We start from the raw sequence: 13,053 nt of genomic DNA, 5'->3' as shown, positions 1-13,053 counted from the left end.
AAAACTGAACCAAACAACCAAGTATGTCTCTGACCAGCTCCGAAGAGCTGGCTTCCGTTATCTTTCCTTAGAAAGGAGGTGATCCAGCCGCACCTTCCGATACGGCTACCTTGTTACGACTTCACCCCAATCATTGGCCCCACCTTCGGCGGCTGGCTCCTAAAAGGTTACCTCACCGACTTCGGGTGTTGCCAACTCTCGTGGTGTGACGGGCGGTGTGTACAAGGCCCGGGAACGTATTCACCGCGGCATGCTGATCCGCGATTACTAGCGATTCCGGCTTCATGTAGGCGAGTTGCAGCCTACAATCCGAACTGAGAATGGTTTTATGGGATTTGCTTCACCTCGCGGCTTCGCTGCCCTTTGTACCATCCATTGTAGCACGTGTGTAGCCCAGGTCATAAGGGGCATGATGATTTGACGTCATCCCCACCTTCCTCCGGTTTGTCACCGGCAGTCACCTTAGAGTGCCCAACTAAATGCTGGCAACTAAGATCAAGGGTTGCGCTCGTTGCGGGACTTAACCCAACATCTCACGACACGAGCTGACGACAACATGCACCCTGTCACTCTGTCCCCGAAGGGAACGCCCTATCTCTAGGGTGGTCAGAGGATGTCAAGACCTGGTAAGGTTCTTCGCGTTGCTTCGAATTAAACCACATGCTCCACCGCTTGTGCGGGCCCCCGTCAATTCTTTTGAGTTTCAGCCTTGCGGCCGTACTCCCCAGGCGGAGTGCTTAATGCGTTAACTTCAGCACTAAGGGGCGGAAACCCCCTAACACCTAGCACTCATCGTTTACGGCGTGGACTACCAGGGTATCTAATCCTGTTCTCCCCACGCTTTCGCGCCTCAGCGTCAGTTACAGACCAGAGAGTCGCCTTCGCCACTGGTGTTCCTCCACATCTCTACGCATTTCACCGCTACACGTGGAATTCCACTCTCCTCTTCTGCACTCAAGTTCCCCAGTTTCCAATGACCCTCCACGGTTAAGCCGTGGGCTTTCCATCAGACTTAAGGAACCGCCTGCGCGCGCTTTACGCCCAATAATTCCGGACAACGCTTGCCCCTACGTATTACCGCGGCTGCTGGCACGTAGTTAGCCGGGGCTTTCTCGTTAGGTACCGTCAAGGTACAAGCAGTTACTCTGTACGTGTTCTTCCCTAACAACAGAACTTTACGATCCGAAAACCTTCATCGTTCACGCGGCGTTGCTCCGTCAGACTTCGTCCATTGCGGAAGATTCCCTACTGCTGCCTCCCGTAGGAGTCTGGGCCGTGTCTCAGTCCCAGTGTGGCCGATCACCCTCTCAGGTCGGCTACGCATCGTTGCCTTGGTAGGCCGTTACCCTACCAACTACTATGCGCCGCGGTCCATCTATAAGTGACAGCAAAAGCCGCCTTTCAACTTTCTCCCATGCAGGAAAAAGTGTTATCCGGTATTAGCCCCGGTTTCCCGGAGTTATCCCAGTCTCATAGGCAGGTTACCCACGTGTTACTCACCCGTCCGCCGCTCGTTCCACTATCGTCACCCCGAAGGGGTCAGATAGCTTCCCGCGCTCGACTTGCATGTATTAGGCACGCCGCCAGCGTTCGTCCTGAGCCAAGATCAAACTCTCCAATAGATGACGCACACGGATGTGCTCATGCAGCTGTTGCGACAGGACGTCGCGAACTTAAGCTGTCTCATTGGTGTTTGCTTGCTCAATAATAAAGCTAGCTAAAATCTTACTTAACATACTGGTTGTTTTGTTCAGTTTTCAAGGATCAAAGTGTTTTGATTGTTTTTATCGACAACTTTTACATCATATCAAGTCAACAACTATAAGTCAATAACTTTATGATTCAACTTCTTTTTTATCCAAAGCGTAAATAGAAGCGACAAAAATTATTATATCATGTTTACTCATTTAACGTCAACAACTTTTTTTCTAATCTTGTTTCTTGCTTGCCGGTGTTACTTAGTATATACGTCTAAGGTAAAAAAAGATACCGGAAAGTATTTCCTTCTTTCATACACGGATAATCAAGTAGTCCCCGTTCTTCATCCTTACTACATCCGCCTTCATAGCTTTCGCAATATCTGCAGTCATCGTAGAAAGCTGTTCATCATCGGACGCAAAAAGTGCTAAAGGAGTTCCTCCCAGGAACCTTTCCTTATGTTTCGTAAGATAGGCTAATATTTCATAACTAGGTTTTTGACTTGATTCTCTACCCAAATTAATCCCTCACTATTTCATTAATCCATGACTCTTCTTAGAGCTTTCCAAAACAGGCGTATTCTTCATTGCTTCTACTAATTTCGGAACATCTCTTAGAATTGGAACGAACGTGATAACGACCCTTCCTTGATTGTATTCCTTCCTACTAAAATGGTACCTTTTCACTCCTAATGTACGTGTTGCTTCGAATAAGGCAGCCTGCCTTTGTCCAAAATTATCTAAAGTCACTCGATAATGCTGTTCCTTTGGAGTTAACACTACAGCAATTCCTTCTTTTTGAAACATAGTTGCTGCGTTTTCACTCCCTAGAATATTAGATACAAATATACCATCTACGAATAGCTCCGATCCCTTCACTTCAACTAGTCCTTCTTTTACGTCTGCAATATCTCCAATTCTTTTTCCTCTGGAAAAACTCTTTAACAAATATAAACAAACTAATCCAGCTACAATACCTAATAACATCTCCAGCCATAACAACTCTGTACGAATAAGCTGAATTGTAAGTGCTGTAATAAAGGCAACAACTAAGGCAAGGTAATTTCGCGCTTCAAACGTTTTAGAGATTCCATCAATATAGGCATCTCCTCGAAAGGTGAACTCTGTATTCTCTAAATCTTTTAGGCTTTCTCTCTCTGATTTACGTACATCTCGGAATTGTTGAATTGCTAAAGTGAGAAAAGTTACAGCTACAAAATTCTTTGTCATGAGCGCCGGTATGGCTACCGCTCCAAGCGCAGCTGCAACGAACCCTGTTACGAGATGAATTAAATATCCATTCGGATAGCTAGGATATTGTCTAAAGTCTTCTTTAATAGTAATAGCACGAGCTACCGTACCAACTACTAATGCTGTAACAATCAGAACAATATGTTCCGTAGAAAGAATCTGGTCTGACATGAGCAACCTCCGTAACTGTCATATCTTTTAGATTGTCCAGTTCCTTCTATATATATGTATATAAAACAACCTCTCTACATTGTAGAGAGGTTTCCATTAATTCGCTAACCAGGCCACACCCAGTGTACCGTAGCCTGTATGAACGCCAGCTACAGGAACAAGCGTTTCAATTTTGAATTTGATTTGCTCATGTATGTTTTCAAGCTCTTCCTTCCATTGTTGCGCTTGCTCGAATACACCAGCATGTAAAATACACAATTCCTTTAGCCTATGTTTTTCTATGGTCTCCGAGATAATTTGGTTCATTTTCTTTCGAGCCCGATTACTCGTTCTCACTTTATCGTGAATGACCACTTTGCCATCATCAAAACATAGCATTAACTTTATATTCATAATACTTGCTAGTGCTGATTTCGCAGCACTTACTCTTCCACTTCTTCTTAATTGCTCTAGGCTCTCAGGTAGAAGAAATACTTGGGCTTTACTAGGTAGTGTGCGAAGTGTCTTGACAATTTCCTCATATTCCACACCTTGATTTTCTAATTGGATACCGATATCCATCATTTTCCCCAATGGATAGGCTCCAATTCTTGAATCAATCACTTCTACAGGAAAGCCAGACATTTCCGATGCACTCTTTGAACTTTGATAAGTTCCTGTTAACTCGCTAGATGCATGAAGTGCTATTCCATAATCGTACTCGTTTTTCAATTTCTCATAGAGATTCACAAATTCACCGAAGGTTGGTTGGCTTGTTTTCGCACCGATGCCATGCACCTTCAGTTTTTCGTAGAATTCCTCTTTTGTAATATCGATGTCTTCACGATATGAAATATCATTCACAATGACATTCATTGGCAAAACAAAGATATTATGTTTTTCTATAAACTCTTGCGACAAACCAGAAGCACTATCTGTAATCCAAGCAATTTTTCCCATGTTGCACTCCAATCCTAATCTCTTCCCTTTTTCTATAGGATACCGTTTAACATAAATTTTATCAATTGAAAACCCTAACAAACAGTTAGGTTAATCCTTGATGATTGGACTGCTGTGGATTGGATGATTGCAACGGGATGATAGTTTGTTGTTGTTCCATAGATGTTGCTTCTGGTTGGTGTGACCATCCCATTTGTTTACTTAACATTTCATACATTTGTTGAATCTGATGTTGTTGTTTTCCCATTTCGATATGAGCTTGTTTCACTTGAACTGTTTTCATATTGGATGCTGAAACAAAATTATCGTTAGCCATAGCGGTTGCTGTAAAGTGACTATCCATCACTATATATTTATCTTCTATTAGACCAACATACGTTGGATCCATTTGCTTTATGGCAACCGGTTGTGGAATTGGTGGTACTTGAATATGGTTAGTTGTTTCGCTTGGTTGTAACAATTGATTCATGACTTGAACGTGGTTTTTCATCATTTCGATCTGTTGACTTAAGATAGATTGAACTTGCGTATTTGCAGTTATTTTCTGAAACATTTCCAGCCTTTTCATGACACCTTCGTGTGCTTCTAAATGGTTACTCATTAATCCTACATCTATTACTTTTAACATGTAAAATCCCTCCTCATAAATTAGAATGTATTAAACGCAGACGTCTTATCCAAAACGATAATAAATCAGAATAAAAGTAGCTAATACAAATAGGAAGTTTAAAAAAATTTATAAAATGGCCAAACATTATAAGTGCTGCAAGCTTTGTAGTAATATGATGGGGAATCAATAAGCCAATAATGATAATCCACATTAGGATGGTTTGCCATGAATAGTCAATAACAAATTCAGGCGCAAACATAGTGCCTGATAATACTTGAATGAGAAAAGCACCCGCTGTACCGTATTTCAATATATACCTTGAGTATCTACGCAACCCCTCAAGGGCCTCATTAATTTTCATAAAGAGAAATTCATTACCTTTGGAATGATTTGAGTAAGCGCTGCTAGAAGTATAGCCACTAAAATAGCTACAGTTAAAAATAATGGAGATAAAATATTTTCGATTGGAATTTTCACAGGTGGTTTCGTTGTAAACCATTTAACATGGCCCAATAATACGATCGGAGAGAAACAAAATAAGAAAACCAAGCATAAACTAATTAGTCTACTTGTCATATGATTCATACAGGTAGTTTTCACGAAACGGAAAGGATTATGATTAACGCAAAACAAAAGTCTCTTTCAACGAATGTTAGAAGAGACTTTTAATTTATACTCATTATACATACCATGATTCGATCCTCCATTAATTAAATGTCCTATATAGAAGTCATTTCGGTCTTCGATCATGGATTTCATATAACAGTTCAAATTCATTCATCATGATACCCCCATTTTCATTTTACTTCGGTCGACGTTCTTGCATCATATACTCAATTTCGTATTCATTCATTTCCTATCACCTTCTTTCATCACAATTACCTTGGGCGACGGTCATTCATATCTCGCATAATTTCAAATTCATTCAGCATGTTTTTTCCTCCTCTTCCTTTCGATACCTTTATTATAGACAGCCTGACGTTTTCCATAACGGCAAAGAGGTTGAACTTCGCTCAGCCTTTAGTCGGATTTAACTTCAGACTTCTACTTTTAGAGGGCATGAAAAATGCAATAGTAGACAAACTAGTAGCAAAAGGAGGTTTTGAAAATGGGATTAATTGAACTTGCTGTTCGGGCTAGTATTGCATTCGTCACTTTATTAGTTTTAGCTCGCATTATGGGAAGAAAAGAAATTAGCCAGATGACATTCTTTAATTTCATTTCTGCGATTTCAATCGGTACGATTGGAGGTTCCTTGGTAATAAACAATACACTGTCTATTCGAAATGGTGTATTAGCATTAGTAGGTTGGAGTGCATTCACCTTACTTATGGATTTCCTTGACATTAGATCCAAAAAAGAAGCAAGGACAGTCATTGAAGGTCAGCCTCGAATCGTCATTAAAAACGGACAAATTATGGAACAAGAAATGCGAAAAGTTCGGTTGGATATTGATGCACTGAATGCATTATTGAGACAAAAAAAGGTATTTTCGATTAAAGATGTTGAGTATGCTATCTTTGAAACGAATGGAAAACTTTCTGTGATGAAAAAGGAATCCAAGCAAAATGTTTCAAAATCCGATATGAAGGTATCATCCGAGAAAAAACCCGTTTACCCGATGTCGACGGAGGTAGTATCAAGTGGAAAAATAAACTATGTAAACCTGGACAAACTTAATATGGATGAGGAATGGTTACAAGGAGAACTCCAAAAAGCCGGTGCGGAAGATGTATCCGACGTATTTTATGCAGAAATTCAAAAGGATGGTTCATTGTATATTGATTTTAAACAAGATACCGTTCATTAAAGAACCATGGATTTTCTGCAACCCATGTTTCCTGATATAATAGTTAGAAAACAAAAAAGGGGATCGTTGCAACTGTGGTTAATCAAATAGTCATTGTAACAGGAGCTGGTAACGGGATCGGTAAATCCATTGCCATTGCCTATGCGGCAGAAGGAGCAAAAGTGGCAGTAGTAGATAAGGATAGAACGGCCGGAGAAAAGACCGTACAGACAATCTATCAACAGGGTGGAGACGCAAGATTTTTTCAGATTGATGTGCGTAGTCCACAGGAAATTATCAACTGTGTTGAGGAAGTACAAACCCTCTTCGGACATATAAATATCCTTATTAATAATGCAGGAGTTTCTGCGTTCCACAACGTCTATGACCTCACTGTAGCAGAATGGGATGATGTCATAAATACCAATTTACGTGGAGCTTTCGTCTTCTCTAGAGAAGTCGCAAAAGTCATGAGACACAACAAGATTGGCGGATCCATTATTAATATAGCTTCCACACGAGCATTTATGTCCGAACCAAACTCGGAAGCCTACGCCGCTTCTAAGGGAGGAATTTCTGCATTGACGCACGCATTAGCATTGTCGTTGTCAGAAGACGGTATTCGAGTAAATGCGATTAGTCCCGGATGGATTGAAACAGGAGATTATGACGCATTGCGTTCGGTAGATCATAGACAACACCCAGCAAACCGTGTAGGCAAGCCAGATGATGTCGCCAGAGCATGTATCTTTTTAACCGATCCTCGCAATGACTTTATTACAGGAGAAAATATAATTATAGATGGTGGAATGACACGGAAAATGATCTATGAGCACTGAGAGGAAGGCATAGGCCTTCCTCATTCAATAATAAGCATATCTTGGTCATCAAATTTCCAGTGTTCGGAATACGCAACCTCCCACATGTATCCATCAGGATCTGAGAAGTATCCACTATATCCACCCCAGAACACATGCTGAGGTTTCTTTTCAATCTTACCTCCTGCCCTTTCCGCCCGTTGAATGACTTCATCTACCTCTTCCTTTGATTTCGCATTATAAGCAAGAGTGATTCCGGTAAACCCATTGCGAACTTCCGGGGGATTTTCTTCATTAATATCCTTCACCAACAATTCTAATGGATACAACTCCAGCTTTGTACCTGCATTATTAAAAAAAACGATAGATGGGCTTTCTGCAGTTTCCGAGGTGGAAAACCCTAATCCGTCACGATAAAATAAAACAGAAACTTTCATGTCACGAACGCCTAATGCAATTAAATTAATACGATTCAACTGAACCTCTCCTTCCATTATAATATACCTAATATTTCGGTAAAAATCTCTTATATCCTTCCGTTACTTATAAAAAGGAGACATGTAACATGCGTATTATTGTTATCTCAGATACACATATACCAAAAAGAGGCTTCCACATCCCGTCCCCATTAATCGATGCCATTAGAGAAGCAGATTTATTAATTCATGCAGGCGACTGGCAAACGATAGAAGTACTCCGTTTTTTGCAAAAGGAAATAAAAGTTGTAGGGGTTGCCGGTAATGTAGATGAACCTAGCCTTGTCAAAGCACTAGGCTGGAAACAGTTATTAGAATGTAACGGGGTGAACATTGGTGTCGTACACGGACATGGTCAAGGTAAGACCACGGAGAAAAGAGCTTACGAAGCATTTAAAGACGAGGAAGTAGATATTATTATTTTTGGGCATTCTCATATTCCTGTACATAACGTACTCCACGGTGTAACGATGTTCAATCCTGGTTCTGCGACCGACAAGCGAAGACAAAGCCAATACTCATTTGGAAGGATTACAATAGAAGAAACTGTTAAATTAGAACACATCTTTTATGATAATAAAGAAGGGCTGGAGATTTTGTCCAAGCCCTAAGCTACTGTACTAACGGTAAGGAGACTTTAAAGGTAGTCCCTTCCCCCAATTCACTTTCTATGTTCATTTTGCCATTATGGTTTTTTATGATGTTTAGACAGATGATAAGTCCTAATCCTGTTCCTTTTTCCTTTGTTGTAAAGAAGGGCTCCCCAATTTTTTGAATGTGCTCTTGGGACATCCCTGGTCCCTCATCAGCTATCGAAAGTAATGCCATATTGCCACTTCGCTTCGCAGTAATCGTAATGGTCCCTCTGTCCATTACTTCTATTGCATTTTTTATTAAATTGATGAGCACTTGTTTTATTTTTGAAACATCACAATCAATGATTAATTCTTCATCAAGGAAAATCGTTTCAATAGAAATTTCCTTCAACACCGCTTGCGTACTAAGTAACATTTGAACATTTTCCACAAGTTCGACCAAATTTTGTTTGGAGCGAGATTCAGAATTTGGTTTAGCAAGCAACAATAGTTCCGTTGTGATTTTTTCAATGCGATTTAATTCTTCATCAATCACATCAAAGTACTTTTCCTCTTTATGGTCCATTTCTTTAATAAATTGAAAAAAACCTTTTATGGTAGTCAAAGGATTTCGTATTTCATGGCATATTCCAGCGGCGAGCTGTCCTGCAAAGGATAATTGCTCAGATCGAATCAAATCTTCCTCCGCTGATTTTTCAATATTGATTTGTTCCACGATGGATGGGACCTCATATTGATTGGTTCGATAAATCTGGGTGGGAACAATCTGACTATCTGTCATGTAATAATCATGGGATTCTAACAATCTTATACAAGTTTTGGTAGAAAGCTTTTGAGCATTAAATACACAAACAGAGATGATTCCTTTATCTTTCACGTGCCTGTTACAATCTTCTTCATAAAGATAAAGTTCTTGTTCATCTAAAACATCCGTATCCGCTACGCCCCATGTTCGAACAATTTTATGACCACCGACTTCTTGTAGTACTTTCGCAAAATGATAAGAGGTGTCCGCTGCCGTTTTCCTATAAAAGTTTTCAACGTTTTTAAAAACTATGGAGTCTATATCCTCTTGCTCAATACCATTTTTTAATAGATACTTCCAAATGAGTTGTTGGTTATGTTGTGAATCCACAAAAATAATTCCATGGCCAAGTTGTATCCCTTCTTCAATGAAGTTCGTAGCATTGCGAAGGTATTTTTCATGGTCACTATACGTATATAAAATATGACCGCCTTGAGAAAGTCTATCTTGAGACACCGTTATCTCTCTACCTTTAGTTTCTGCCATAGAAATAGTCCCTTTCCAAATAAATATTCATATGTAATGGAGGTTTTCGACATTATTATAGCAATAATTACCCTTATTTTGTAGATATCAAACTTATTGTCAACCAATTAAAGAATTTTCAACGAATCTTGTCACGCAAAAGAGAGCTAGTTAGTCACTAACCCTCTTTTTACTTATCGTTTCGTTTCCATTGCTCTGCTAACATACTATATACCACATGATCCACAAAATGATCATAGAGCCATTCTGCTTGCCTTAACGTGCCTTCTATGGAGAAACCTAACTTTTCAGGAATTGCTCTACTTCTTCTATTCTCGCTTGCGACTCGTATGTCGATACGATTCATTTTCAATTCAGAAAATGCTAGATCAACTAACGCGTGTACAACCTTCGTCATAATCCCTTTTCCGGCAAAAGGTTCTCCTAACCAGTATCCAATTACTGCACTTCGATTCACCCAGTCCAGTTCATTAAATCCAGCTATACCAACTATTTCTTTTTTATAAAGAATCGCAGCTGTCATGCCTTTATTTTCAACATAATTTGCTCGTGTTCCTTTAATAAAAGTTCTAGTGTCCGAAACATCCTTTGTCATGTCTAACCAAGGTAACCACTGCTTTAAATACTCTCTAGATTGTTCAATTAACTCAAAAACACGTTGCGCATCCTGTTGTTCAAGAAGCTTTAAAGCAAGATTTTCATCAATCTTGTGAGTAAACATGTCTACCTCCTTATCGTCTCTTTAATAGGACACCAATGGAGTTTGAACATAATGAAATAGTAAGTTTTCTGTCTGAATTAAGGAAGATTCATGGGTTCTTTCAAATGCATGGGATGAATCAATCCCCGGTCCAATTAATCCATGCACAATATCATGTCCTGCTCGAATCGCAGCGGATGCATCGGAACCGTAAAAAGGATAAATATCCAATTTATACCCGATGTCATGCTTAGCGGCCAATTCTACAAGATGCTTTCTTAACCCATAATGATATGGACCACTTGAATCCTTTACGCAAATGGATACCGTATATTCATCCGTTGATTGTCCATCTCCGATTGCCCCCATATCAACGGCAAGGTATTCTACAGTTTCAGGAGTGATATTAGAATTTCCACCATATCCAATTTCTTCGTTATTGGAAATAAGAAAATGCGTGGTGTATGGTAGGACAATATTTTCGTCTTTTATTCTTTTGATAAGTTGAAGTAAAATGCCCACACTCGCTTTATCATCTAAATGACGGGATTTGATAAATCCGTTGTCTGTAAGCTGAACTCTTGGATCAAAGGATACAAAATCACCCACTTCTACTCCAAGTTTGCGAACTTCCTCTGCATTTTCCACCTTTGCATCGAGTCGAACTTCCATATTTACCTGGTTTCGCTCAGCTTCTCCTGCATTTTTATATACATGAACAGAGGTTTGGTGCATCAATATCGTTCCCGTAATAATCTCTCCCGATGCAGTCTCAATTTCACAATATTCCCCTTCTATGGAGTTGTAACGAAATCCTCCAATAAGATCTAGTCGAAGGCGGCCGTTAGCTTTTATTTCTTTCACCATCGCTCCAAGGGTATCCACATGCGCTGTTAGCATACGATGCTCGCTTTCCTTTTCACCTGGAAGCGTTGCAATAAGTCCACCCTTTCGATTGCGTGTTGTTTCTACGTTTAAATCTCGTAGATACGCTTCCACGAAGGAAATAACCTTATTCGTATTTCCAGATGGACTAGGGATAGAAACAAGCTTCTTAATCAGTTCTTTAGTTTCAGTAACGTTTGGATATGTACTCACGTTGTCTTCCCCTTTCATTATCCTCTTCTTTTTTTATAGTAACATAATTTTCTTATCGAAAAGGTGAAAAACATACAGCAACGAGTAATACTGTATTCTCTATAGTTGTCCATTCTCCATGACTTCCAAATACAAGATAGGATTGCCATTTATTAATTGATGTTGGAAACGGTTACATAACCTTTCGTTTACATGGTTTCATGCATCCAAGCAAACAATAGGAAAGAGCGAAAATCACATCTAAAGGAGGAACTTATATGGAAACACGTGAAGGTATGATTCCAACTGCACTAGGTACTGCTGTAACAGCAACCGGCTATGCACTAAAGCAAAGAAAAGGTTCTAATAAAATGGTGGCAAACACCATCTTTGGATTTGGATTGGCTCATGTTGTTCTTGGTACGATTGATTTAGTGAAAAATCGTCGATAATAGACGAAGGCAAGACGAGTATACTCGTCTTGCCTTTATAAACTGGAGGTATAAGTATGGATAAAGAAAGAAAGGGGACTGAACATTGAAGCCACAGGAAGTCTTGTTTTGGAGTGTTGCTTTCCCCGGGTTTGGTCAGCTCTTAAATCACTCTTATATTAAAGGAATATTGTTTATTTTATTAGAGTTTTTAATTAACGTAAATGCCAAATTTAATTCCATGATTTACTTTAGCTTCAGAGGAGAAACCCATTATGCACTAGAAGTAGCTAACTTTGATTGGTTAATGTTTTATCCTTGCGTGTACTTCTTTTCCATGTGGGATGCTTTTAAGGATGCTGGAGGAGGAACACAAAACTATTCGTTCCTACCATTTGTTTTCTCTGCGTACTTCGTAACTTTTGGTCTCATGATATCCCCTAAGATTACCATTTTGAATTGGTTTCCCGGACCGGTGTTTTTTCCCATGCTCTCAGTTATACCAGGTCTACTGGTCGGATTTCTTTTAAAGAAGTGGTGTAATCGAAAAGCATAGCCGGGGTATTTATCTTAATAATGCTTTCTTTATTTCCTCACTGCTTGATACGATCCAAGTTTTATGACTAAATTCTTTTAGTATGTTTAATATTTCTGGTCTATTTTCTTTTTCAAACTGTCTATTCCAAATGAACATTTTTCGCAAAATACGTAAAGAGGGCCGATAATGAGACGGTTCTATTCGTAGTATTTGTTTCACAAATCGTTTCCATATCCTCCACTTTCGCATCTTAATTCTTACATCTAAAAACACGATAATATCTGCTTTCTGTAACCCATCATAAATCCACTCATGATGAACGCCTTCTACAACCCATGACTCGGATGCGATGATTTGATGAAACTGTTCGTCCCGAACATTTATACTGTTCCGAACATCCCCTACATTCGTTCTATTCCACACGACTTGATCCAGTTCATAATGTGGAATTTTTAATTTTTTGCTTAGTTCTTTCGCCAAAGTCGTTTTTCCGCTACCAACAGAACCTATGATATGGATTCGTTGCAGTCTTCTCGGTTTACGGACCAAACAGCTCTCCCCCCTTAGGTAACGGTTTCCCTCCATCATACTATTTTATTATTTCAATGAAACGATGGAATGGACTTTCGATTTTCAATTCATTCCAAAACAGTCCCGTTCGTCAATTTA

15 protein-coding genes and 1 rRNA gene are annotated in these 13,053 nt (G+C 39.6%); 5 read left to right on the top strand and 11 right to left on the bottom strand.

Annotated features, from left to right (window positions below):
- Positions 1-71 precede the first annotated feature (71 nt).
- The 6 genes from FN924_RS05480 to FN924_RS19260 all read right to left on the bottom strand — a co-directional run bounded on the left by FN924_RS05480 (position 72) and on the right by FN924_RS19260 (position 5,167).
- A 16S ribosomal RNA gene (locus tag FN924_RS05480) occupies positions 72-1,622 on the bottom strand.
- Between the two features lie 387 nt (positions 1,623-2,009).
- Entirely contained in the window at positions 2,010-2,216 is a 207-nt protein-coding gene (locus FN924_RS05475) for a capping complex subunit for YIEGIA (protein WP_143892495.1), read from the bottom strand.
- Between the two features lie 12 nt (positions 2,217-2,228).
- Entirely contained in the window at positions 2,229-3,119 is an 891-nt protein-coding gene (locus FN924_RS05470; RefSeq protein WP_143892493.1) for a YIEGIA family protein, read from the bottom strand.
- Positions 3,120-3,215: 96 nt separating this feature from the next.
- Positions 3,216-4,058 (bottom strand): DegV family protein, encoded by an 843-nt coding sequence (locus FN924_RS05465; protein WP_143892491.1) that lies wholly within the window; start codon positions 4,056-4,058, stop codon positions 3,216-3,218.
- A gap of 85 nt (positions 4,059-4,143) precedes the next feature.
- Positions 4,144-4,686, bottom strand: coding sequence for a hypothetical protein (locus FN924_RS05460; protein WP_143892489.1), 543 nt, complete (start codon positions 4,684-4,686; stop codon positions 4,144-4,146).
- A gap of 13 nt (positions 4,687-4,699) precedes the next feature.
- Entirely contained in the window at positions 4,700-5,167 is a 468-nt protein-coding gene (locus FN924_RS19260) for a hypothetical protein (protein ID WP_228409587.1), read from the bottom strand.
- 609 nt (positions 5,168-5,776) lie between these two features.
- On the opposite strand from FN924_RS19260, the gene FN924_RS05450 reads away from it, so the two are divergent.
- Entirely contained in the window at positions 5,777-6,478 is a 702-nt protein-coding gene (locus tag FN924_RS05450) for a DUF421 domain-containing protein (RefSeq protein WP_143892485.1), read from the top strand.
- Between the two features lie 74 nt (positions 6,479-6,552).
- Positions 6,553-7,296 (top strand): SDR family NAD(P)-dependent oxidoreductase, encoded by a 744-nt coding sequence (locus tag FN924_RS05445; protein ID WP_143892483.1) that lies wholly within the window; start codon positions 6,553-6,555, stop codon positions 7,294-7,296.
- A 20-nt stretch (positions 7,297-7,316) separates the two neighbouring features.
- On the opposite strand, the gene FN924_RS05440 is transcribed toward FN924_RS05445, so the two are convergent.
- Positions 7,317-7,751: a VOC family protein gene (locus tag FN924_RS05440; protein WP_143892481.1), complete on the bottom strand. Its 435-nt coding sequence runs from the start codon at positions 7,749-7,751 to the stop codon at positions 7,317-7,319.
- A gap of 89 nt (positions 7,752-7,840) precedes the next feature.
- Between FN924_RS05440 and FN924_RS05435 the strand changes: the two genes are divergently transcribed.
- Entirely contained in the window at positions 7,841-8,362 is a 522-nt protein-coding gene (locus tag FN924_RS05435; protein WP_143892479.1) for a metallophosphoesterase family protein, read from the top strand.
- A 1-nt stretch (position 8,363) separates the two neighbouring features.
- Here FN924_RS05435 and FN924_RS05430 read toward each other — a convergent pair whose 3' ends face one another.
- The 3 genes from FN924_RS05430 to FN924_RS05420 all read right to left on the bottom strand — a co-directional run bounded on the left by FN924_RS05430 (position 8,364) and on the right by FN924_RS05420 (position 11,454).
- On the bottom strand, positions 8,364-9,638 hold the full coding sequence (locus tag FN924_RS05430) for an ATP-binding protein (protein WP_143892477.1): 1,275 nt from the start codon (positions 9,636-9,638) through the stop codon (positions 8,364-8,366).
- 169 nt (positions 9,639-9,807) lie between these two features.
- The gene (locus tag FN924_RS05425; RefSeq protein ID WP_143892476.1) at positions 9,808-10,359 is read right to left on the bottom strand and encodes a GNAT family N-acetyltransferase; all 552 of its coding nucleotides are present in this window, start codon (positions 10,357-10,359) and stop codon (positions 9,808-9,810) included.
- A 21-nt stretch (positions 10,360-10,380) separates the two neighbouring features.
- Positions 10,381-11,454 (bottom strand): M42 family metallopeptidase, encoded by a 1,074-nt coding sequence (locus FN924_RS05420; RefSeq protein WP_143892474.1) that lies wholly within the window; start codon positions 11,452-11,454, stop codon positions 10,381-10,383.
- 239 nt (positions 11,455-11,693) lie between these two features.
- Here FN924_RS05420 and FN924_RS05415 point away from each other — a divergent pair, with 239 nt between their 5' ends.
- Both FN924_RS05415 and FN924_RS05410 read left to right on the top strand, forming a co-directional pair.
- Complete coding sequence (locus FN924_RS05415) at positions 11,694-11,867, top strand: asparagine synthase (RefSeq protein WP_143892472.1); 174 nt, start codon at positions 11,694-11,696, stop codon at positions 11,865-11,867.
- 85 nt (positions 11,868-11,952) lie between these two features.
- Complete coding sequence (locus FN924_RS05410; RefSeq protein ID WP_143892470.1) at positions 11,953-12,402, top strand: hypothetical protein; 450 nt, start codon at positions 11,953-11,955, stop codon at positions 12,400-12,402.
- A gap of 9 nt (positions 12,403-12,411) precedes the next feature.
- Here the strand turns inward: FN924_RS05410 and FN924_RS05405 are convergent, their stop codons facing one another.
- Complete coding sequence (locus tag FN924_RS05405; RefSeq protein WP_228409586.1) at positions 12,412-12,933, bottom strand: AAA family ATPase; 522 nt, start codon at positions 12,931-12,933, stop codon at positions 12,412-12,414.
- Positions 12,934-13,053 lie beyond the last annotated feature (120 nt).

Origin of the sequence: Radiobacillus deserti, assembly GCF_007301515.1 — a bacterium.
GTDB lineage: Bacteria > Bacillota > Bacilli > Bacillales > Amphibacillaceae > Radiobacillus > Radiobacillus deserti.
The sequence above is the reverse complement of the archived record's forward strand: the minus strand, read 5'-3'. Positions and strand labels throughout refer to the sequence as shown.

Excerpts from the sequence above, each read along its gene's own strand:
- FN924_RS05470 (WP_143892493.1), bottom strand. The coding sequence starts at position 3,119 with ATGTCAGACCAGATTCTTTCTACGGAACATATTGTTCTGATTGTTACA.
- FN924_RS05425 (WP_143892476.1), bottom strand. The coding sequence starts at position 10,359 with ATGTTTACTCACAAGATTGATGAAAATCTTGCTTTAAAGCTTCTTGAA.
- FN924_RS19260 (WP_228409587.1), bottom strand. The coding sequence starts at position 5,167 with ATGGTTTACAACGAAACCACCTGTGAAAATTCCAATCGAAAATATTTT.
- FN924_RS05460 (WP_143892489.1), bottom strand. The coding sequence starts at position 4,686 with ATGTTAAAAGTAATAGATGTAGGATTAATGAGTAACCATTTAGAAGCA.
- FN924_RS05450 (WP_143892485.1), top strand. The coding sequence starts at position 5,777 with ATGGGATTAATTGAACTTGCTGTTCGGGCTAGTATTGCATTCGTCACT.
- FN924_RS05420 (WP_143892474.1), bottom strand. The coding sequence starts at position 11,454 with ATGAAAGGGGAAGACAACGTGAGTACATATCCAAACGTTACTGAAACT.
- FN924_RS05435 (WP_143892479.1), top strand. The coding sequence starts at position 7,841 with ATGCGTATTATTGTTATCTCAGATACACATATACCAAAAAGAGGCTTC.
- FN924_RS05465 (WP_143892491.1), bottom strand. The coding sequence starts at position 4,058 with ATGGGAAAAATTGCTTGGATTACAGATAGTGCTTCTGGTTTGTCGCAA.
- FN924_RS05415 (WP_143892472.1), top strand. The coding sequence starts at position 11,694 with ATGGAAACACGTGAAGGTATGATTCCAACTGCACTAGGTACTGCTGTA.
- FN924_RS05430 (WP_143892477.1), bottom strand. The coding sequence starts at position 9,638 with ATGGCAGAAACTAAAGGTAGAGAGATAACGGTGTCTCAAGATAGACTT.